At 63.0% G+C, this 18,951-nt stretch carries 16 protein-coding genes; 9 read left to right on the top strand and 7 right to left on the bottom strand.

Features of this window, described 5'->3' with window-relative positions; genetic code table 11:
* Nucleotides 1-104: 104 nt before the first annotated feature.
* From GQB00_RS21265 to GQB00_RS21245, 5 genes are all read left to right on the top strand, one after another.
* Nucleotides 105-2,369: a putative bifunctional diguanylate cyclase/phosphodiesterase gene (locus GQB00_RS21265; protein WP_228276983.1), complete on the top strand. Its 2,265-nt coding sequence runs from the start codon at nt 105-107 to the stop codon at nt 2,367-2,369.
* Between the two features lie 67 nt (nt 2,370-2,436).
* The gene (locus GQB00_RS21260; protein ID WP_165857722.1) at nt 2,437-2,763 is read left to right on the top strand and encodes a hypothetical protein; all 327 of its coding nucleotides are present in this window, start codon (nt 2,437-2,439) and stop codon (nt 2,761-2,763) included.
* Between the two features lie 78 nt (nt 2,764-2,841).
* Nucleotides 2,842-3,282, top strand: coding sequence for a MerR family transcriptional regulator (locus GQB00_RS21255; protein WP_165857721.1), 441 nt, complete (start codon nt 2,842-2,844; stop codon nt 3,280-3,282).
* Nucleotides 3,279-6,098, top strand: a complete 2,820-nt coding sequence (locus GQB00_RS21250) for a heavy metal translocating P-type ATPase (RefSeq protein WP_165857720.1) — start codon at nt 3,279-3,281, stop codon at nt 6,096-6,098. The genes GQB00_RS21255 and GQB00_RS21250 overlap by 4 nt, the downstream gene beginning before the upstream one ends.
* 126 nt (nt 6,099-6,224) lie before the next feature.
* Nucleotides 6,225-6,689 carry a DUF411 domain-containing protein gene (locus GQB00_RS21245; RefSeq protein WP_165857719.1) on the top strand — a complete coding sequence of 155 codons (465 nt, stop codon included), beginning with the start codon at nt 6,225-6,227 and terminating at the stop codon, nt 6,687-6,689.
* A 12-nt stretch (nt 6,690-6,701) separates the two neighbouring features.
* Here GQB00_RS21245 and GQB00_RS21240 read toward each other — a convergent pair whose 3' ends face one another.
* The gene (locus tag GQB00_RS21240) at nt 6,702-7,064 is read right to left on the bottom strand and encodes an EF-hand domain-containing protein (RefSeq protein WP_165857718.1); all 363 of its coding nucleotides are present in this window, start codon (nt 7,062-7,064) and stop codon (nt 6,702-6,704) included.
* Nucleotides 7,065-7,265: 201 nt separating this feature from the next.
* Between GQB00_RS21240 and GQB00_RS21235 the strand changes: the two genes are divergently transcribed.
* From GQB00_RS21235 to GQB00_RS21225, 3 genes are all read left to right on the top strand, one after another.
* A complete protein-coding gene (locus GQB00_RS21235; RefSeq protein ID WP_165857717.1) occupies nt 7,266-9,239 on the top strand; it encodes a ribonuclease R family protein in 1,974 nt (657 codons plus the stop codon).
* 103 nt (nt 9,240-9,342) lie between these two features.
* The gene (locus GQB00_RS21230; RefSeq protein WP_165857716.1) at nt 9,343-9,564 is read left to right on the top strand and encodes a hypothetical protein; all 222 of its coding nucleotides are present in this window, start codon (nt 9,343-9,345) and stop codon (nt 9,562-9,564) included.
* Between the two features lie 146 nt (nt 9,565-9,710).
* Nucleotides 9,711-11,123, top strand: coding sequence for a putative bifunctional diguanylate cyclase/phosphodiesterase (locus GQB00_RS21225; RefSeq protein ID WP_165857715.1), 1,413 nt, complete (start codon nt 9,711-9,713; stop codon nt 11,121-11,123).
* Between the two features lie 130 nt (nt 11,124-11,253).
* Here the strand turns inward: GQB00_RS21225 and GQB00_RS21220 are convergent, their stop codons facing one another.
* Entirely contained in the window at nt 11,254-12,144 is an 891-nt protein-coding gene (locus GQB00_RS21220) for an acyltransferase (protein WP_111498486.1), read from the bottom strand.
* Between the two features lie 157 nt (nt 12,145-12,301).
* On the opposite strand from GQB00_RS21220, the gene GQB00_RS21215 reads away from it, so the two are divergent.
* The gene (locus GQB00_RS21215; protein ID WP_323127313.1) at nt 12,302-13,450 is read left to right on the top strand and encodes an alpha/beta fold hydrolase; all 1,149 of its coding nucleotides are present in this window, start codon (nt 12,302-12,304) and stop codon (nt 13,448-13,450) included.
* A gap of 111 nt (nt 13,451-13,561) precedes the next feature.
* Here GQB00_RS21215 and GQB00_RS21210 read toward each other — a convergent pair whose 3' ends face one another.
* The 5 genes from GQB00_RS21210 to GQB00_RS21190 form a co-directional block, all read right to left on the bottom strand.
* Nucleotides 13,562-14,002 carry a DUF4087 domain-containing protein gene (locus tag GQB00_RS21210; protein ID WP_165857714.1) on the bottom strand — a complete coding sequence of 147 codons (441 nt, stop codon included), beginning with the start codon at nt 14,000-14,002 and terminating at the stop codon, nt 13,562-13,564.
* A 190-nt stretch (nt 14,003-14,192) separates the two neighbouring features.
* Nucleotides 14,193-15,164 carry a formylglycine-generating enzyme family protein gene (locus tag GQB00_RS21205; protein ID WP_165857713.1) on the bottom strand — a complete coding sequence of 324 codons (972 nt, stop codon included), beginning with the start codon at nt 15,162-15,164 and terminating at the stop codon, nt 14,193-14,195.
* Between the two features lie 14 nt (nt 15,165-15,178).
* Nucleotides 15,179-17,311, bottom strand: a complete 2,133-nt coding sequence (locus tag GQB00_RS21200; RefSeq protein WP_111498483.1) for a LysM peptidoglycan-binding domain-containing protein — start codon at nt 17,309-17,311, stop codon at nt 15,179-15,181.
* Nucleotides 17,311-18,135, bottom strand: a complete 825-nt coding sequence (locus GQB00_RS21195; protein WP_165857712.1) for a DUF4123 domain-containing protein — start codon at nt 18,133-18,135, stop codon at nt 17,311-17,313. The genes GQB00_RS21200 and GQB00_RS21195 overlap by 1 nt, the downstream gene beginning before the upstream one ends.
* A gap of 13 nt (nt 18,136-18,148) precedes the next feature.
* Nucleotides 18,149-18,951 (bottom strand): type VI secretion system Vgr family protein (locus GQB00_RS21190; protein WP_416234175.1); only part of this gene is annotated, 803 nt, incomplete at its 5' end.

Below are 18,951 nucleotides of genomic sequence, written 5' to 3'. Positions count from 1 at the left end.
GTAAATTCCAATGAAGTCTCGCGGCGACTTGCCGACAATCCAACAAGTACCCCCCATTCATCCCGGGACGGCCCGCCATTCATCCCAGGCCCCATAGGAACGCCATGCCCAACCAGTCTTACCGCAGCGCCCGGCGTTTCCGACGGATGATCGGCAGCCCCTTCCTGGCCCTGGCTCTGCTGGCGATCTTCGGCGTGCTGGCGGTGGTGATCTGGCAGGGCAGCGAGCGCCAGGTCCAGAACCAGGTCGCCTTGACCGTGGACGCCGAAGCCCAGGCGCTGGTGCGCGAGCTGGAGGCGGACTTCCGCAGCCACGTCCAGGCGCTGGATCGAATGGCCCGGCGCCGCGCCACCACCCCCGACATGCCTGAAACCATCTGGCGGGCCGACGCGGAACGCTACCTGCGGGACTTCGGACACTACCAGGCCATCGAGTGGATAGGACCGGACCGGCGCATCCGCTGGGTCGCCCCCATGGCGGGGAACAGGCAGGTGGTGGGCTTCAACGTCGCCTTCAACGAAGAGCGGCGACAAAGCCTGCTCGACGCCACCCGCCAGCGGCGCATCGACTATTCCGGCATCATCGAACTGCGCCAGGGCGGCACCGGCCTGGTGATCTACGCGCCCATCGTCACCGCCGACGGCACCGACCTGGGCTTTATCGCCGGCGTGTTCCGTATGGATGGGCTGCTTGAGGCCCTGATCACGCCGCGCATCCGCGAGCATTTCCGGGTCGATGTGGAAGAGCACGGTGTTATCCGCTATCCCATGCTGCCCGAGGATGCCGTCAATACGTCGATCGCCCGTCGGGTACCGCTATCGATTCCGGGACTCGACTGGAGCCTGCGCGTCTCCCCCACCCACGCCTGGGTGGAGCGACACGAGGGGCGCTGGCCCTGGCTGGCGCTGATCGCCATCGCTGCGCTGGGCATCCTGATCAGCCTGCTGGTGTGGCTCAGCCAGATGCTGTTGCGTCGTAATGCCACGCTGGAATCCACACAACAGGCCCTGCGCGAGGAAATCCGCGAGCGCGAGTCGGTGCAACAGGACCTGGCCCGCATCGAATCCACCGACGCCCTGACCGGCCTGGCCAACCGGCGCTTCTTCATGGAAGACCTGGACCACACGCTAGCCATCGCCGACCGACAGTACCGCCAGGTGGCGCTGATCCTGCTGGACCTGGACCGCTTCCAGGTGCTCAACGACACCCTGGGCCACCAGTTCGGTGACGAGTTGCTGATCCGCGTGGCAGACCGGCTCAACCGCCTCAGCAGCGAGCGCGTGCTGGTGGCCTACTCCAGCGGCGACGAATTCATGCTCTGCCAGCAGCAGATCGACGACATCGACGACGTCATCGCCCTGCTGGGGCAGGTTAAACAGTGTTTTGTCGAGCCGTTCGAGATCCAGAACCAGGACCACGCCATTACCGCCACCATGGGCGTGGCCATCTATCCACAGAGCGGGCTGGACGCCGATCTGCTGCTGCGCAACGCCGATGTGGCTCTGTACCAGGCCAAGGCCAGCGGGCGCAATCACTACCAGTTCTACACCGAAGGCATGCACGCCAAAGAGGTGCAGCGGCTGGAGCTGGACAAGGACCTCAACCGCGCCCTGAGCGAAAACCAGTTTGTTCTCCACTTCCAGCCCCAACTGGACCTGTCCACCCAGCAGGTCGGCAGCGTCGAGGCGCTGGTGCGCTGGCAGCATCCCACCCGCGGCCTGCTGCCACCGTCCGACTTCATCCCGCTGGCCGAGGAAAGCGGACGCATCGCCGATATCGGGCGTTGGGTGGCCATGGCCGCGTGCCAGCAGCTTGCCGCCTGGCGCGACGGCCCCCTGTCGCACCTGCGCATCGCCATCAACCTGTCCGGTCGCGAGCTGGAGGACAGTCACCTGGTGGAAAACATCGAGCGGATGCTGCGCCAGTACCAGATCCGCCCGGAACGGCTGGAAGTGGAGCTGACCGAGGAAATCTTCATCGAGAATCTCGATCACAACCTGGACCAGCTCAAGCGCCTCAGCGGGCTGGGCATCCACCTGGCCATCGACGATTTCGGCACCGGCTATTCGTCCCTGGCCTACCTGCGGAATTTCCCGGTGGACCTGCTGAAGATCGACCGCGCGTTCATCACCCGCGTGACCGAGCGCTACGACGACGCCATCATCACCCGCGCCGTCATCAACCTGGCCCACAACCTGGGCATTCAGGTGGCAGCCGAAGGCATCGAGACGCAGGAACAGCTGGCGTTTCTGTCTTCGCACCACTGCGACCTGGCGCAGGGCTACTTCATCGGCCGCCCGATGCCGGCGACGCAGTTGGAGAGTTTCCTGGCCGACCGCACCGGGATGGCCACCCAGATCGACCGGTGAACGGGTCCGGGCAGTGGTTCGTAAACCACGGTAGAATGAGCCCAAACCCGATTTTCGCCGGAGCCCCATGGATACACCGACGCCGACCTACCTGACACCAGAACAGGATCAGCGCATCCGCCGCTGGGAACGCTGGAACCGTCGCTACTTCATCTTTGCCTTCATCACCCTGATCGTGCTGCTGGTGTTCAGCAGCCAGCTCGGTGTATCCAGCGGCGATGAGTGGGGCGCCCTGGGCCCGCTGCTGGCCGCGTTTATTGCGCCGATCATCGTGATGCAGTTGCGCCTGAGCTGCCCCGCCTGCGGCGAACGCATCGGCTGGCAGGCCAAGTTGCAGGCGCCCGACCAGTGCCGCCATTGCCAGACCTTCCTGCGGGCGCGCCAGTCACCCTGACCCATCGGATTTTCCTTGACCTTTGAGTGGCTCACAGGTTCTAAACTGTGTCCAGATACTCACGAAGGGGTCATCCCGATGAAGGTTAGCGAAGTGGCCCGCGCCGCCGGCGTGAATCCCGACACGGTGCGTTACTACACCCGTGAAGGCTTGCTGCAGCCGGCGCGCAATCCGGACAACGGCTACCACGTCTACTCTAGCGACGACCTGCAGCGGCTGCGTTTTGCCCGCAAGGCGCGCCAGCTGGGCTTCGCCCTGGGCGAGATCCAGTCGATCCTGGGCCAGGCGGACGAGCACCACTCCCCCTGCCCCATGGTGCGCGACATCTTCGAGCAGCGGCTGCGCGACGTGGAAACGCGACTGGCCGAACTCGAAGCCCTGCGCGATCGCATGCGCGACGCCATGTCCGCCTGGCAGAGCATGCCCGACGGCACCCCCGACGGCCACACCATCTGCCGCCTGATCGAGCATTGGGACGACGCCGACGCGCATCCTGCAAATAAGGGAGGTCACGCATGAACACCGCCACCCCGCAACCGGTTCAACTCGCCATCGAAGGCGCCTCCTGCCAAGGCTGCGTGCGCAAGATCCAAGCGGCGCTGGAGGCCCTGTTGCCGGACCCGGAACAGGTGATCGTCGATCTGGAACAGCAGCGCGTTACGCTGCCCGCCGGCACCGATCCCGACAGCGCCGCCCAACGGGTCAGCGACGCCGGTTATCCGGCCCGGCCAATCGACGCCGGGGCACCGGCCATCCTGGCTATCCAGGGCGCCTCGTGCCAGGGCTGCGTCAACAAGATCCGGGACGCCCTGGCGCCGCTGGTGGACGACCCCGATACGGTGACCGTCGACCTGGAGCAGCAGACCGTCACCCTGCCCGCCGGCATCGATCTGGATCAGGCCGCCGCCCACGTCAGCGAGGCGGGCTACCCGGCACAACGCCTGGCCGCCGATCCCCCGCCACACCCGGGCGATGACGCCGGCGCAAGCTGCGAGATGCCCCCCGAATCCGGGGCGAAGACCGACCGCCACGCGGATCACTCGTCTGCGGCCGGACGCGACGTGCACCTGTCCATCACCGGCGCCACCTGCGCCTCCTGCGTGCGCTCCATCGAAACCGCCATGCAGCGGGTGCCTGGAGTCACCGACGCCCGCATGAACCTGGCCGACCTGACCGCCACGGCCCACGGTTCGGCCTCACCCGATGCGCTGGTCCAGGCCATCAGCAGCGCTGGCTACGGCGCCGCGGAAATCCAGGACCCGGACCGCGCCGACGAAGAGAAAGAGGCCGCGGATCGCCGCGAATACCGGACTCTGCTGATCAAGATGGTGGTCGGCCTGGGCCTGGGGGTACCGCTGATGGCCTGGGGCCTGTTCGGTGGCACCATGACGGTCACCGACGCCAACCAGCCCGCGTGGCTGGCGGTCGGCGCCGCCACCCTGGCCGTTCTCGTACTCGCCGGCGGGCATTATTTCACCGGCGCCTGGAAAGCGTTCCGCCACCATAACGCCAACATGGACACCCTGATCGCCCTGGGCACCGGGACCGCCTGGCTCTACTCCATGGCGGTGGTGCTGGTGCCCGAGTTGCTGCCGGCGGCGGCGCGCCACGTCTACTTCGAGGCCTCGGCCATGATCATTGGCCTGATCAATTTGGGCCAGGCGCTGGAGCTGCGCGCCCGCGGCCGCACCTCCCAGGCCATCCGCCGCCTGCTCGACCTGCGCGCCAAGACCGCGCGCATCATCCGCGACGACGGCTCCGAGGAGGACATCCCGGTGGAACAGGTGCAGGTGGGTGACCGCTTCCGCGTGCGTCCCGGCGAGAAGATCCCGGTGGACGCGGTGGTCCGCGACGGCGACAGCCGCCTCGATGAAAGCATGCTGACCGGCGAGCCCATGCCCGTGGCCAAGGGCGCCGGCGATGAGGTGTCTGCCGGCACCCTCAACACCAGCGGCTCGCTGGTGTGCGAGGCGACCCGTGTCGGCTCGGAAACCGCCCTGGCCCAGATCATCCAGCTGGTGAAGAAGGCCCAGGGCGAGAAACCGCCCATCGGCCGTCTGGCGGACCGCATTTCCGCCATCTTCGTGCCGGCCATCCTGCTGGTGGCCATCGCCGCCGCACTGGCCTGGTACAACCTGGGACCAGCGCCGGCCGCCGCCCATATGCTGGTGGCGGCTACCACGGTGCTGATCATCGCCTGCCCCTGCGCCCTGGGACTGGCGACGCCCATGTCCGTCATGGTGGGCGTGGGCAAGGCGGCCGAGTACGGCGTGCTGATCCGTCAGGGCGAGGCCCTGCAGCGGGCCGGGCAGATCGATACCGTGGTGCTCGACAAGACCGGCACCATCACCGAGGGCAAGCCCCGGGTCACCGAGCTGGCCCCAGCCGAGGGCGTGGACGAGCAGACGCTGCTGGGCCTGGCGGCCGGGCTGGAGCAGCACTCCGAGCACCCGCTGGCCCAGGCCGTTCTGGCCGCCGCCGACGAGGCCGGCGTGACGCGCGCCGAAACGCACCGCTTCGAGGCCCTCAACGGCCAGGGCGTCAGCGCCCAGAGCGACAACCGGCGACTACGCCTGGGCAACCGGCGCTGGCTGGAGGCGGAGGGTGTGGATCTGAGCGCCCTGCAAACCGCGGCCGACCGCATTGCCGAGGCCGCCGGCACGCCGCTGTTCCTGGCCCGCGACAACCTCGCCCTGGGCGTGATCGGCGTGGCCGACCGCATCAAGCCGGACTCCCGCGCCGCCATCGATCGCATGCGCAACCAGGGCATCCGCGTGGTGATGCTCACCGGCGACGTGGAAGCCAGCGCCCGCGCCATTGCCCGGGAAGCCGGCATCGATGAGGTGCACGCCAACGTGCTGCCGGAGGACAAGGCCGACATCGTCAAACGCCTGCGTGACGAGGGCCGCACGGTCGCCATGGTGGGCGACGGCATCAACGACGCGCCGGCCCTGGCGGCGTCCGACGTGGGCTTCGCCATCGGCGCCGGCACCGACGTGGCCATCGAGAGCGCGGCCATCACGCTGATGCGCGATTCCCTCGACGGCGTCACCGACGCCATCGCCATTTCCCGGGCCACGGTGCGCAACATCCGCCAGAACCTGTTCGGCGCCTTCGTTTACAACAGCCTCGGCGTGCCCATCGCCGCCGGGGTGCTGTACCCGCTGTGGGGCGTCCTGATGAGCCCGATCCTGGCCGGGGCTGCCATGTCCCTGTCGTCGGTCACGGTGGTGACCAACGCCAACCGGCTGCGCCTGTTCAAGCCGGCTCATAGTGACGTTCCAGGCACCTCGCCCGGTACAACCACCTCTACCCGTAAAGGAGCCCAGGCATGATCGCATCGATCCTGATCAACGGCGCCGGCCTGCTGCTGGCCGCCTTCGTGATCGGCTGGTTCTGGCTCAGCGGACCCTCGCAACCGGAATCACACGATCACCACCATCACCATTGAGGACACGAGCATGACGCCAACACGACACCTGCTGCGCGCGGCCCTGCTGGCCGGCGGCATGATGGGCACCACCCTGGCCGCCGCCGGTGAGGCCATCACCGTCTACAAATCCCCCACGTGCGGCTGCTGCAGCGACTGGATCAAGCATCTGGAGGACAACGGCTTCGAGGTGGAGAGCCACGACACCACCGCCCTCAACCAGATCAAGGTAGAGGCGGGGCTGACCCGCAACCTCGCCAGCTGCCACACCGCCTTCGTCGGCGGGGACCGGAACACCGGTTACGTGATTGAAGGCCATGTGCCGGCGCAGGACATCAAGCGCCTGTTGAAAGAGGCTCCGCAGGCCCGCGGTCTGGCGGTGCCCGGCATGCCCATTGGCTCGCCGGGAATGGAGATGGGCGATCACCAGGATCCGTACACCGTCATGCTGTTCAACGACAACGGCCAGACCCGGCCGTTCGCCCAATACGACTGATCCGGCGGTGATCTACCGCGCCTGCTGGCTGGTGCAGTGGGCGCGGAATTCCAGCTTGCTGATGCGCTGGTCACCGTCGGCGTCGATGACTTCCAGCATGCGCCGGCCGCCCTCGAAATCGGCGCGCGGGGCCTGCGCCTCGACGTTGGCGGGCACCGGCCCGCACCGCAGGTCCTCGCCCACACCGCACTGATGCAGGTACACCAGTTCGGCCCGGTCGATGTAATCGTTGCTGTTGCGGTCGGCGCACTCGAACTGGCCACGCGGGCCATCCGCCAGGTGACGACCACCGCCGGGCGGTTGCGGATCGGTGGTACTGCAGGCGCTGAGCAGGGCCGCCCCCAGGGCGATGGCCAGAGCGTTGCGGATGTTCATCGGTACGGACTCCGTGATGCGGATGGTCGGCGATTCCCGAAGTCTGGACGAGCCCTGCCGAATCCGCCAACACGGCCACGCGATGCGGACCGATCCTTACATTTTTTTCAGAAATGCCACCGTCGGGCATCTGACGACAGTCCTCATAACCGGTATACTGCCCGTCCATTTTCAAAGATCCCGCCAGTCAGGTTCCATCGCATGCTAAACGCCGACGCCCTCACGCAGTTGCGCCAGCTGAAAACCGATATCGAAGCCAATAAAGTGGTCTTCCCGGGCACCGTCAAAGCCACCAACGGCCGGTTCGGGTTCGTCGCCCTGGACGACGGTCGGGATCTTTACCTGCCCCAGGACCAGATGCAGCGGGTCCTGCCCGGCGACCGCATCGAAGTCACCGAGCACGAAGGCGACAACGGCAAGACCTACGGCCAGGTGGACCGCCTGCTGGAATCGCCGCTGAAAACCTTCGTCGGCCGCTACAAAGTGCGCGGCAAGGGGCATTTCGTGGCGCCGGAAACCCCGGGTCTCAATCACTGGCTGTTCATTCCGCCCAAGCAGCGCGCCGGCGCTGAGCCCGGCGACTTCATTTACTGCAAGATCGGCCGCCACCCGGTCAAGGACGGCAAGGGCCAGGCCAGCGTCATCCGGCGCCTGGGCAAGCCGGACCAGGTGGGCATCGAACGGGCCGTCACCGTGGCCCAGTTCGACCTGAGCGAAGACTGGCCGGACGCCGCCCGCAAGGAATTCGAGGCCGTCGACGAGAGCCGCATCGACGCCCTGGCGGAAGGCCGCAGCGATCGCAGCGACGACCCGTTTGTCACCATCGACAGCCCCAGCACCCAGGACATGGACGACGCCCTGTGCGCCGTGCCCAACGCCACCGGCTGGACTCTGTCGGTCGCCATCGCCGACCCCACCGCGCTGCTGCCGGTGGACGGCGCCGTGGAACGGGAAGCGCGCCAGCGCGCCACCGCCATCTATTTCCCCGGCGAGCCCCGCCCGATGCTGCACGACGCGGTCAGCACCGGCCTCTGCTCGCTGGTGCCGGACGCCCGCCGCCTGGCCATCGTCTGCGACATCCAGGTGAACAACGACGGCTCGCTGGGCGAGTTCAAACTGAGCGAAGCGATCATCCGCTCCCACGGCAAGCTCAGTTACGACCTGGTGGACGGCGTGATCGCCGGGCGCAGCGACGACGACATCAACGCCCTGCCGGAAGCGGTCAGCGCCAGCCTGGACCAGCTGCACCAGGCCGCCAGCGCCCTGCGTCGCTGGCGCGACAGCAACGCCCTGCTGAGCCCGGATCGCCCCGAGTTCCGTCTGCGCCTGGACGATCAGCGCCACATCCGTCTGATTGAACCGTCGCCGCAGAACGAGGCCCACCGTGTGGTGGAAGAGTGCATGGTGGCCGCCAACCGCTGCGCCGCCAGCGCCCTGCAGAACAGCGGCAACGCCGGCCTGTTCATCACCCACCCGGGCCTGCGCGACGACCGCACCGACAACATCAAGTCGCTGCTGAGCCAATACGCGCCGGAGCTGGCGGACATCGACGTCACCAGCCCGGACGGCTTCCGCCGCCTGATGACCGAAACCGAGGGCCTCGACGCCGAGGTGCCGGTCAAGTCGATCCTGACCCGCCAACTGGCCCGCGCCGAGCTGTCGTTCGACGCCGCGCCGCACCAGGGCATGGGGCTGGCCGCCTACACCACCTTCACCTCGCCGCTGCGCAAGTACACCGACTTCATGGTGCACCGCCTGCTGCGCGCCGCCCTCTGGAACGGCCAGGCCAAACCGCTGGATGCCAGCCAGCTGGAGGCGCTTCAGGAGGGCCAGATCAACGCCCGCCGCGCCGCCAACAACCTGGAACAGTGGCTCAAGAGCCTGTACGCGCCGCAGCTTGGTGACGGCGTCTACAGCGGCGTGATCAGCCGCACCACCTCGGCCGGCTTCTTCGTGCGTCTGGACGACAACGGCATCGAGGGCTACGTCAGCACCCGGGATATGACGGGCAAGTACAGCTTCGACCCGATCACCCTGCGCCTGACCGGTCCGGAAAACCGTATCTTCCAGCTGGACCAGGCGGTGAACATCCGCTTCACCGGCGTGGACAAGGAAAAACGCCAGATTCTGTTCCAGCTGGCCGACGCCGAATCCGGGGCCAACCCGGAGGGCTGACTTGAAATGGCCGTTTCAGGGGGCCATAGTCCAATCAGGTTCACGGGGAGTCTGTCACCAGGCGCCCCGATCAACGGGAAAGCTTCCCGGGGAGGTGTGACCAATGCGTCCCGACGAGTTCCTGAAGAAGTACGGCTTCGATGAAGAGGACGAAAAGGATCACAGCCTGCGCGGCCAGGCCATGGAACATGCCCGGCATCTGAAACGTCCCCACGCCGGTACCCCCCACGACTGGGAAGACTGGGAAAAGTACCGACAGTCGCATCCGGATGAGGTCGAGGACGACGACCAGGACGAGGAAAGCAACGACGAGCCATCCCCCTGAAACCGGCCGCCCCAGCGGCCCCACACGGGTGAACATCAGTGTCCAGGGAAAGCACAGCCAGGGATAACGACAACCCGCTCCGGCAGGGTATCCAAGCTGTCACCCGCCAGCTCCGCGACCGCCTGTTCCGGAGCGAAGGCGGCCTCATGTCCGCTCAGTCCGACGATCCCGATCTGCAGGGTCTGCTCGACACCGTCAATGATCTGCTGGCGCTGATGGACCAGGCCCTGCACGACCAGAAGTACACCGATACCGACACCGGCTTCGCCAACGCCGACTATCTGGAAGAGCAGCTGGAACGCCGCCTGGACAGCGCCGAACCGCCGGACCTGTCGCTGATCCTGCTGGGCATTCCCAACTGGACGCTGGTGTTCGAGACCCTCGACGCGCGCGAGACCCGCCAGCTGAAAATGGCCCTGCGCCAACGCCTGCAGCGCAGCCTGGCCCACGACGAACTGGCCGCCACCCTGCCCGACGGCACCCTCGCCTTCATGGTCTCCCAGGTCACCGAACCCAAACTGCGCCTGCGCGCCCAGCACATCATGAACGCGCTGGAAGATCCGTTCAGCCTGGGCGAGCGCCAGGTGTGGCTGTCGGCGGTGGCCGCCGCGGCCCTGGGCCAGCCCGACGGTCCCGGCTCCACCCACCGCCTGATCCAGTCGGCGCGGGCGGCCCTGGCGGAAAGCCGCCAGAAGGGCACCGGCAGTTTCGTGCTGTTCGAGGACACCATGCGCGCCCAGCGCCACGGTCGCCTGGACATCGAGCAGACCATCCGCACCGCCCTGCGCCAGGGCTGGCAGGCCTCCTTCCTGCAGCCGCTGGTGGATCTCCAGACCGGCGCCATTGACGGCTTCGAGGTGCTGTCCCGGATTCACCATCCCGAGCGCGGTGTGATCTCGCCGTCGGTCTATGTGCCGGTCGCCGAGCGCACCGGTCTGATTCGGCCACTGAGCGAGCAGATGCTGCGCCAGGCCATCCCCATGCTGGAGGACGAAAGCCTCAAAGCGCACTTCGGCGAGCGCTTCAGCCTGGGCGTGAACCTGTCCCCCACGCAACTGCACGACCCTCACCTGGCCGACCACATCCTGCAGATCCTCAAGTGGGAAAACGCCGATCCGTCGCGGCTCAAGATCGAACTGACCGAAACCGCGGTCATGGCGGATCCCAACGTGGCCATCCACCTGATCCATCGCCTGCGCAAGCACGGCGTGGCCATCGCCCTGGACGATTTCGGGTCCGGCTACTCATCGCTGGCCTATATCCGCAACCTGCCGCTGGACCAGCTCAAGATTGACCGCAGCCTGGTGTCGGGCGTGGATTACGACAGCGAGAAACGGGCCATTCTGGAGATGATCCTGACCCTGTGCGAACGCCTGAAGCTGGACGTGGTGGCCGAGGGCATCGAAAACGAAGCGGAGCTGAGCTGCCTGCTGGGCATGGGCGCCCACTACGGCCAGGGCTTCCTGTTCAGCCGACCCCTGGCGGTGGCGGATCTGCTGGAGCAACTGCCCGCAACGGGGCTGCTTCGGTCGGCGGATGCGGGGGAATCGGTGCGATAGGCGGACCACCGTCCCCTACGAGAACGGGTATTCGACGCGGTGGTACCGGAATCACGATGGCAAACCGAGAGGGTGCGCCGCTCTCCGCAAGCGCGCCCTCACGACTTCGGTGATCGGCCAGCGTCGCGCTTCAGTCTCCCTTGAGGTTCTCCAGCGCCACGTCCTTCTCCGCCCAGATCGAGCCCAGCCAGGCCTTCATCTCCTTGCGGAACGTCGCTTCCTCGCTGTAGTCACGCCCCTTCAGGTGAGCCGGAACAGGCACCGTATCGATGCGCATGCGGATCTCGGGCACCTTGCCGCAGAGGAAGTCCCAGAACGACGGTGAGCCGGCGGGGTAAGCAATGGTCACATCCACCAGGGTTTCGATGGCGTCGCCCATGGCGTCCAGCACAAATCCGGCGCCACCGGCCTTGGGCGGCAGCAGGTGCTTGTAGGGGGATTTCTGCTTGGCGTGCTTGGCCGGCGTGAAGCGGGTGCCCTCGACAAAGTTCATCACCGACACCGGCGCAAACCGGAACTTCTCACAGGCCTTGCGAGTGGAGACCATGTCCTGGCCGCGCTTCTCCGGGTGCTTGATCAGATACTCACGGGTGTAGCGCTTCATGAACGGGAAATCCAGGCCCCACCAGGCCAGGCCGATCACCGGCACCCAGATCAGCTCGCGCTTGAGGAAGAACTTGAGGAACGGCGCGCGCCGGTTGAACACCCGCTGCATGGCGAAGATGTCCACCCAGCTCTGGTGGTTGCTCAGCACCAGGTACCAGCCCTGGCGCTGCAGTTTGTCGGCGCCCTGCACGTCCCAGCGGGTCGACTGGGTCAGCTTCATCCAGCCGCTGTTGCAGGCCACCCAGGCCTCGGCGATGGCGATGATCAGCCGCGTACACAGCGCCTGCCAGGGCTTGATCGGGATCAGCTTGAGCAGCGCCGGGATATACAGCAGCACACACCAGAACACGGTATTGATCGCCAGCAGCAGCGCGGCGATGACACCGCGCACCGGCGCCGGAAGAAAACTCAGCATTGTTGTTGTCCACCCTTGGGCACGAACGAAAAAACCGGCGCTCATGATAACAAGCGACTGGCCAAAATGCCCGGCCACCATGCCACACTCGCCACTGACGCCTTGCGCCGGGTCATTACACTTCGGTCACACCATGGGAACCCAAATGAGAGGCATCGTGAGCCGCCTGCAAGCCACCCTGAAGCACAGTTCCGGCCTGGGCCGGAAGGCCCGCGCCTACACCGGCAACGCCTTCGATCGCCTGTTCCGCTCGGCGGACATGGTGCTGGCCGGCCAGACACCGTTCGACGTCCTGGCCGACGACGGGCTGGTCAGCCTGCGCCATTATCCGCCGCTGACGGAAACGACGGTCGACCTGGGCGAAGCGACAGTGCCGGTAGCCGACCGAGTCCACCGGGTCCCCGTAGTGATCGTGCCGCCGCTGGCGGTGAACATGCTGATCTACGACCTGTTTCCCCAACGCAGCCTGGTGCGTTACCTGCGCGCCCGCGGTTTCGAGGTGTACCTGATCGACTGGGGCATGCCCACCCGCGAGCACAGTCACTACAACCTGCACACCTACGTCGCCGAACTGCTGCCCCGTTACCTGGAAAAGGTGAGACACCACAGCGGCGAACAGGACCTGAGCCTGCACGGCTGGAGCATGGGCGGGCTCTTCACCCTGTTCTACGCCGCGCTGAGCGGCGACCCGCACATCCGCAACGCGATCGTGGTGGGCTCGCCCATCGACAGCCACGCCTCGGGCCTGATCGGCCGGCTCTACCGCCGCTTCAGCGACATGGCCGGCGTGGTGCGACGCCACACGCCGTTCCGCCTGCATAACGTCAAACCCCACTGGCTGCACACGCCGGGCTGGGCCAACACCATCGGTTTCAAACTGACCAACCCGGTGGGCAGCCTGATGGGGTACTGGGAACTGCTGCTGCATCTGGGCGATCGGGAATTCGTCGCCAACCACGCCACCACCGCCGCGTTCCTCAACCGCATGGTGGCCTACCCCGGCGGCATCATCCAGGACACGGTGGTGCGGGTGTGGATCGACAACCAGTTGTCGGAAGGAACCATCCAGATCGGCGACGACCTGGCCCGACTGGAGACCATACAGGCCAATCTTCTGGCCATCGCCGGCGACGACGACACCCTGGCCACACCCCGCTCGGCCGCCCGGGTGCTGGATCACGTCAGCTCCACGGACAAAACCTTCCGCGTGGTCCCCGGCGGCCATATGGGCATCCTCGCCGGCAGCCGCGCGCCCGAAGCCAGCTGGATCGAACTGGCGGACTGGTTGGGGGAGCGGTCTGATTGAGGGTGGGTATGTATAGCCAAAGTGGTTCAGCTGACGTTTTTTGAGGGCTGGGCGGCTTTCCACTGATGTTCAGTAAACGACTACCCGCAATCAGTTTCTCGAGATGCCGTTCTATTCAGTGAAACTATCCTGGTTGAATCCAAGGTCACGCTTTTCCAGGCTCGGATCGGTATTGCATCGCTTCAGAGAAAGCTGCGTGAAGGACAAGACCGTGGCGATAACCGATTCATTGGATCGCGCATCGACCGACAGACACCCACAGAAGTAGCCGTACCCATTGTTCATGCTCACGAACTCGGTACGGTCAGAAGGCATGATGAAGTCTGCGCCAACGGCTCGCCGTCCACCTTGCTCTGAGACAATCCATTGCCCTTCACGATCAGTCAGCCAAAGGTTGGCGGGTGATGGGTTGTCGATCCAACCGCATCGTTTTATCTGAGCAAAGGGTGTCATCGGGAAAGTAGCGAGAAAAAGTGCAAAAAGTGTAGCTTTTCGCTCAAACGCATGTCGTGAGATGAACCTGATAGGTTTTAATCTACAATCTGAAAGCACTCGTCAATCTCTTTAAATACATGCCCTCGTTTCGATTTTGAAGAGCCGAATTTCGCTTTCTCATTACTATTTAGGGCAAGTAATTCAATTCTCATCTTTTGGTCGGCTGGGGCAGGCATCCCAAGGAATGGCGGATGTCCGTGCCCGGGACCCAGGCCTGGATCGATAGGGGATGGTTTGTCCGGAAGGCTCAGTTAACTTGGCTAGCCCGGTTTACGACGCAGCGAAACCCATTGTTGGTATCGTTCACCGGCCGCCCACCTCTCATGAATACGGTATCGCCACCGCCGGCATGTTCGCCCAAGCCAGCCCAGTCACGAACCACTTTCTGGGGATGCTCGGAATCGGTCGGCGCGTCGGGACCTTGTGGGTTTTTGGCAGCCATGTGGTGATAGGCGTTCTCGGCGTACCAGTCGCTTGTCCACTCGGAGACGTTGCCTGTCATGTCATACAAGCCGACGGGGTTTGGAGGATAACTGCCGACCGGACGCCTTTCCGTTTTTAGTGAGGAATGGCTGAGTGCATTGCCTGATGGGGGTGTCGTCGGATCAACGTACTCGTCCGGCCGCTGAAGATAGGTATCGTTCTCCATGGTGCCGTCGTTTGTTGCGTAGGCAACATCTTCTCCCCGGCTGCGTGCGGCATATTCCCATTGAGCTTCTGTAGGCAAGGCAAAGGGCAGTCCTGATTGGTCCGCCAGCCAGGCGCAGTAGCTCTCCGCCTCACTGTAATTTGGGGATCGTGCGGGTTTCTTGTAAAAGTTCGGTGAAGAAGGATCGTCGCTGGCTGTAATGGGGAGCTTGTTTGCCATGACAAACCCGGCGTCCACCGTGTAGTTTTCCAGTCGGCCGACGTCTTTGAGAAAAACAACGAAATCCTCCCAGGTCGTTTCATACTTTGAAATAGAATAGCTATCCAAAGCGACGCTGACAGGTGGTTTATTGTCGTCCGTTAGTGTGGTGTAAGGAGAGTCCTCAGGAGCTCCAATATCCCCCAGGCGAAACGTCCCTCCCTCGAGGAATACCAAATGATCGACAGCCCTGTTCACGGTGCTGTCAACACTTTCCGCTGACGCATCAGAGTCTGAACGAGCGCTTGAACATCCGGCCATCGCGACGGCAAGAGCGATAAGCAGGATCGGACGTTTACGGTTGAGCATCATTTCGCATCCAAAAACTAGGCTATTCCGCAGTTGCGGCAAGCACTGAACGGGTCAAGTTGGACGGGGGCGTCAGCAATGGCTGATTTGCCCTCAAGCAGTTGCTTGAACATCAGATAGTCATGCCGGTTCTTACCAATAAAGCTGAACAGCCTCTGTGCATTACTCTCAGCGTTCTCGGGGATCGCAACGCCATCCGGATTCATTCGTTTTGTCGCTTCCTCAAAATCGCGCCAGCCCTGGAACGACTTAAGGATCTCCGCGATCGCACGAACCTTGGTTAGGGTGCCATCGAATAGCTGCGGCGTCAGCCAGTAGTCATATGTCAGTTTGTTCAGAATTGGCCCTTTGACTTCAGGGGGCGAATGAAGGAAAACGCTGTCCTCACCGCGTGCCATATCGTTCAGTATGTTTTCGGCAAGTTCTTCGCTCTCGTTTTCCTGAGACAGGCCTTCTTGCTGCTCACTAATGAATTCCATGACCCAGCTTTCGACTGCGACTATCCCGGAGTTGGCCAGTTCAGCCGCAGCATTTGCGTAATCAAGGCCTTTTGATAGTGCAAACAACGAGATCTGAACATAACGCTTGAAGGCCTCGGACTGCTCCTCGAAGATTTCGAGGTATCGGAAGTCAACCTTGAGCAAGCTGTTATAGACAAAGTGCACCATCCTGACGAGATCGTTGGCATTGACCTGCAAAATGAAACTTCCGCTGGCGCCGAGACCGACAACCAAGCCGGCGTGAGCGTTGACGATAAACTTTCCTGTCCGTGGACTGAAGATGATTTTCAGGTACGCCTCGGCGCCGATACCCGCGGCCCCCTCTACCTTGGGGCCAACCTGGCAGAGCGTTTTCCAGTCGCTTTGTTGTGACAGCGTATCCGTCCAATACAGGCCACCCAGGAGTTCGCATCCGCCACGAATGCCTGCAAACGCACTAGCCTCTGCGTCCAGGCCCTGTCCGTCGTTCGGCTTGGAAGTTATCCCTTTGAGACTTGGAACTCCCTGGCTGCAATCGACTTTAATATTGCCCGCGATGCAAGCGGAGGCTCCGGCATATCCACTCAGAGTGATCGTCAATCTGGCCTGGAAATGGCCGAGTGTCTCATAGAGTCTTTCTCCGCCCCAGCCGCCTTTGCGATAGTAGATTCTGATTTCGGAATCATTGTTTGCAGGATACGCCTGCTCAATTGATGCTTTACCCTGTGCGAGACTGAACTGTGCATCGGCCCTGGCTTGGACGTGCAATTTGCCTGCACTCGGATTGAACTCTGCAAAAGCCCCCGACCCCGCCGCAAACCGCATGAATTGTGCTTCTGCAGAGGCATCGAAACCTGTTTCATTACGCTGACGTTCTTGGTCCTGCTCGTCGCCCCAGATTGACCAGCTGACTTCTTCGTGAAACTGATTGATTGATTTGCTGAAATTGCTCTCCGGATCCAACTGCCAGAAACTGCTTTTGAGGCGAAAACCGAAATCAGCTTCGACCGCCTCGCGGAGTTTCCCCGTATTCACGCCACTTCGCGAGAGCCATCCGCTTGCTCTGTCGCGGTCCTTGGCTGTCATCTTGTAGCTGCGCCAATGGTTGGCAATCTTGTCAGATCGGACGTAGGTGTAGTGCTTATTGCCCTTGAGGCGTTTAATCTCCGTCAGCTTTGGAGTTGTTTGCATTGAAGTGCCGACAACATCGAGCTCTTCGAGCTCATTGACTGTGGCCTCCTTCTCTTCCTGGATGGGCGTTGCCAGCGCACCCTCGGCATCAGCGGGTAAACTATTGGAGCTCGTTTCTGTCGGGTTGCTGCTTTCCAGGTCCTGGTAGAGTTTTTCGATTGCTCCCCCAACCAAGTTTTCTTCTTCGATCAGGTCGTTTAAATCGTCCTCTGTCAGGAAGAACAGTTCTTCAGTTCCTGTGACGTGAACAATCTCCACGTACTCATCTTCACAAGACGCCGTGTCTGATATATCGGTCGCCTGAGCGGAGGTGAATGCCTGGCCGTTGGATTCGGGCAGCGTGATTTCTTGTCCGGCATAGATGCGGTTGGGATCTTCAATCGATGGATTGAGCCTCATCAGGCCGGAAACCGTCGAGTTGTTCTTCTGGGCGATACGGCTCAGCGTGTCACCCGACTTAACGATGTAAGCTGATGCCATCACGCACCTCCGTATGCCAGTAGATGGTCAAGTCTGGAGAGTTTTTCGATATTGGTGAGTTCGTTATTAGCCAGAAGGGACTGGCACTCAGGGGCGTTGAGTCTTTCGCCATGCTGTATCGCCATTTCTGTGTAGCGGGCGATATCTTTTTCGGTCGAGAAAGCGTGTGTTTCAGCCTGCTGAACAATGGCGTTCAGAGTACTGAATGACCGCTCATCCGGTTTCATTCTCAGGTGGGCTGCAAGTTTCTTGAGATAGCCCTCTTTCTTAGCCCCATTAATCTGGTCAATATGCTTCCGGGTAAGCTGAAACCAGCCTTCGTCCTCTGGTTGCTTGATCGAGCCCGTAGGCGTTATCGGGATAGCATGCCAGTCCGCATTTGGGCTCGGATTTTCCCAGGTCTCGACGGGGCCACTAAACGTAGCTCTTTCGCCATCGTTCATGGCGTTCAGGAGATTGGGTAAATGGGATTGGGAATAGAAGCGGCAGTAGCTAAGCTGCCCTGACGGAAGTCGGACACTAATCAGACTTCTCAAATGACCAAGCAACGTGTCAGTTGTCGCCTTTGTTTTCAGAACGATTCCATACTTCGACCATTCACCCAGATTTTCCCACAGGCGTGACTTCGCAGATGGTTTGACGAGTAGAGGGCTCACTTCAATCGCGGATTCATGGCGGGTGTTTCGATAAAGCCATTCCACCCACGGGGAATCATCGTACTTATAAGTGATCATCAGGGCATCGATCATCGCGCCATCGAGTAACAGGAATTCGTTGGGGATAGCTTCGCGATCAAGCTCTGTGGATTTTGACTGTTCCATCATGGCTATTTCCGGCCTAGCTTTCTTCGCACAGGCAGTCCGTAAGCGGACACTGCCCGTTTGGCTGGCGATGGCATTGCTTGCTCAGTAGCGTGTCATTCTGGGCTGCTCGTTTGAGCTTTTGAGGTGAACTAGGCATCGCTTCGAAGGTGTCCCGTGTCGAGCTTTCCGCCAACGCATCCGGCTCCACCGCGTTGTGCACGTTCTTGTCCAGCGACTGCGGCGCGGTGGGCGCGAGGGCGGCGACGGCGGTGCCGCTGCCCGGCGACCCGCCGGAGTTCATCTTGATCGTCGGGCCCGAGACGGTCACGCCGCTGGGGTCGACTTTGACGAAGCTGCCGCCGGCGGTGAGGGTGATTTCGGCGCCGGCTTCGACGACGATTTTCATGCCCGCCTTGTGGTGGATCTCGGTGCCGGCCTGCACCAGTTGGGACTTGCCCTGCTTGCTATGGTGGCTGCCACCCACGGTCAGGCTCATATCGGCCCCGACCTTCTCCCGCTTCTCGCCGGTGACTGTGCTGTGGTCGTTGGCCTGGATCTGGGTGTAGCGGTCCTTGTCGACGGTCAGGTGGCTGTTGTTGTGGACCACTTCGGTGCGGTCGTTCTCGGTCAGCAGGTCCAGGTCTTTCTGGGCGTGGACGTAGATCTGTTCTTTATCGGCTTCGTCCTCGAAGCGCAGTTCGTTGGAACCTTCGCCCTTGTGGGTCTGGGTTTTCAGGGTGGTTCTTGTCTTGTGTTCCGGCAGCGCGTAGGGCGGCGTGTTGGTGGCGTGGTAGGTGCGCCCGGTGATGATCGGCTGGTCCGGGTCCCCGTCCAGGA

Origin of the sequence: Marinobacter sp. JSM 1782161 (assembly GCF_011421605.1) — a bacterium.
Lineage (GTDB): Bacteria > Pseudomonadota > Gammaproteobacteria > Pseudomonadales > Oleiphilaceae > Marinobacter_A > Marinobacter_A bohaiensis.
This window is presented reverse-complemented; position numbering and strand designations above follow the sequence as displayed.

Bases quoted from the DNA above. Each gene is read 5' to 3' on its own strand.
- GQB00_RS21260 (WP_165857722.1), top strand. From the start codon at position 2,437: ATGGATACACCGACGCCGACCTACCTGACACCAGAACAGGATCAGCGC.
- GQB00_RS21225 (WP_165857715.1), top strand. From the start codon at position 9,711: ATGTCCGCTCAGTCCGACGATCCCGATCTGCAGGGTCTGCTCGACACC.
- GQB00_RS21255 (WP_165857721.1), top strand. From the start codon at position 2,842: ATGAAGGTTAGCGAAGTGGCCCGCGCCGCCGGCGTGAATCCCGACACG.
- GQB00_RS21245 (WP_165857719.1), top strand. From the start codon at position 6,225: ATGACGCCAACACGACACCTGCTGCGCGCGGCCCTGCTGGCCGGCGGC.
- GQB00_RS21200 (WP_111498483.1), bottom strand. From the start codon at position 17,311: ATGGCATCAGCTTACATCGTTAAGTCGGGTGACACGCTGAGCCGTATC.
- GQB00_RS21230 (WP_165857716.1), top strand. From the start codon at position 9,343: ATGCGTCCCGACGAGTTCCTGAAGAAGTACGGCTTCGATGAAGAGGAC.
- GQB00_RS21235 (WP_165857717.1), top strand. From the start codon at position 7,266: ATGCTAAACGCCGACGCCCTCACGCAGTTGCGCCAGCTGAAAACCGAT.
- GQB00_RS21195 (WP_165857712.1), bottom strand. From the start codon at position 18,135: ATGATGGAACAGTCAAAATCCACAGAGCTTGATCGCGAAGCTATCCCC.
- GQB00_RS21205 (WP_165857713.1), bottom strand. From the start codon at position 15,164: ATGATGCTCAACCGTAAACGTCCGATCCTGCTTATCGCTCTTGCCGTC.
- GQB00_RS21220 (WP_111498486.1), bottom strand. From the start codon at position 12,144: ATGCTGAGTTTTCTTCCGGCGCCGGTGCGCGGTGTCATCGCCGCGCTG.
- GQB00_RS21240 (WP_165857718.1), bottom strand. From the start codon at position 7,064: ATGAACATCCGCAACGCTCTGGCCATCGCCCTGGGGGCGGCCCTGCTC.
- GQB00_RS21250 (WP_165857720.1), top strand. From the start codon at position 3,279: ATGAACACCGCCACCCCGCAACCGGTTCAACTCGCCATCGAAGGCGCC.
- GQB00_RS21265 (WP_228276983.1), top strand. From the start codon at position 105: ATGCCCAACCAGTCTTACCGCAGCGCCCGGCGTTTCCGACGGATGATC.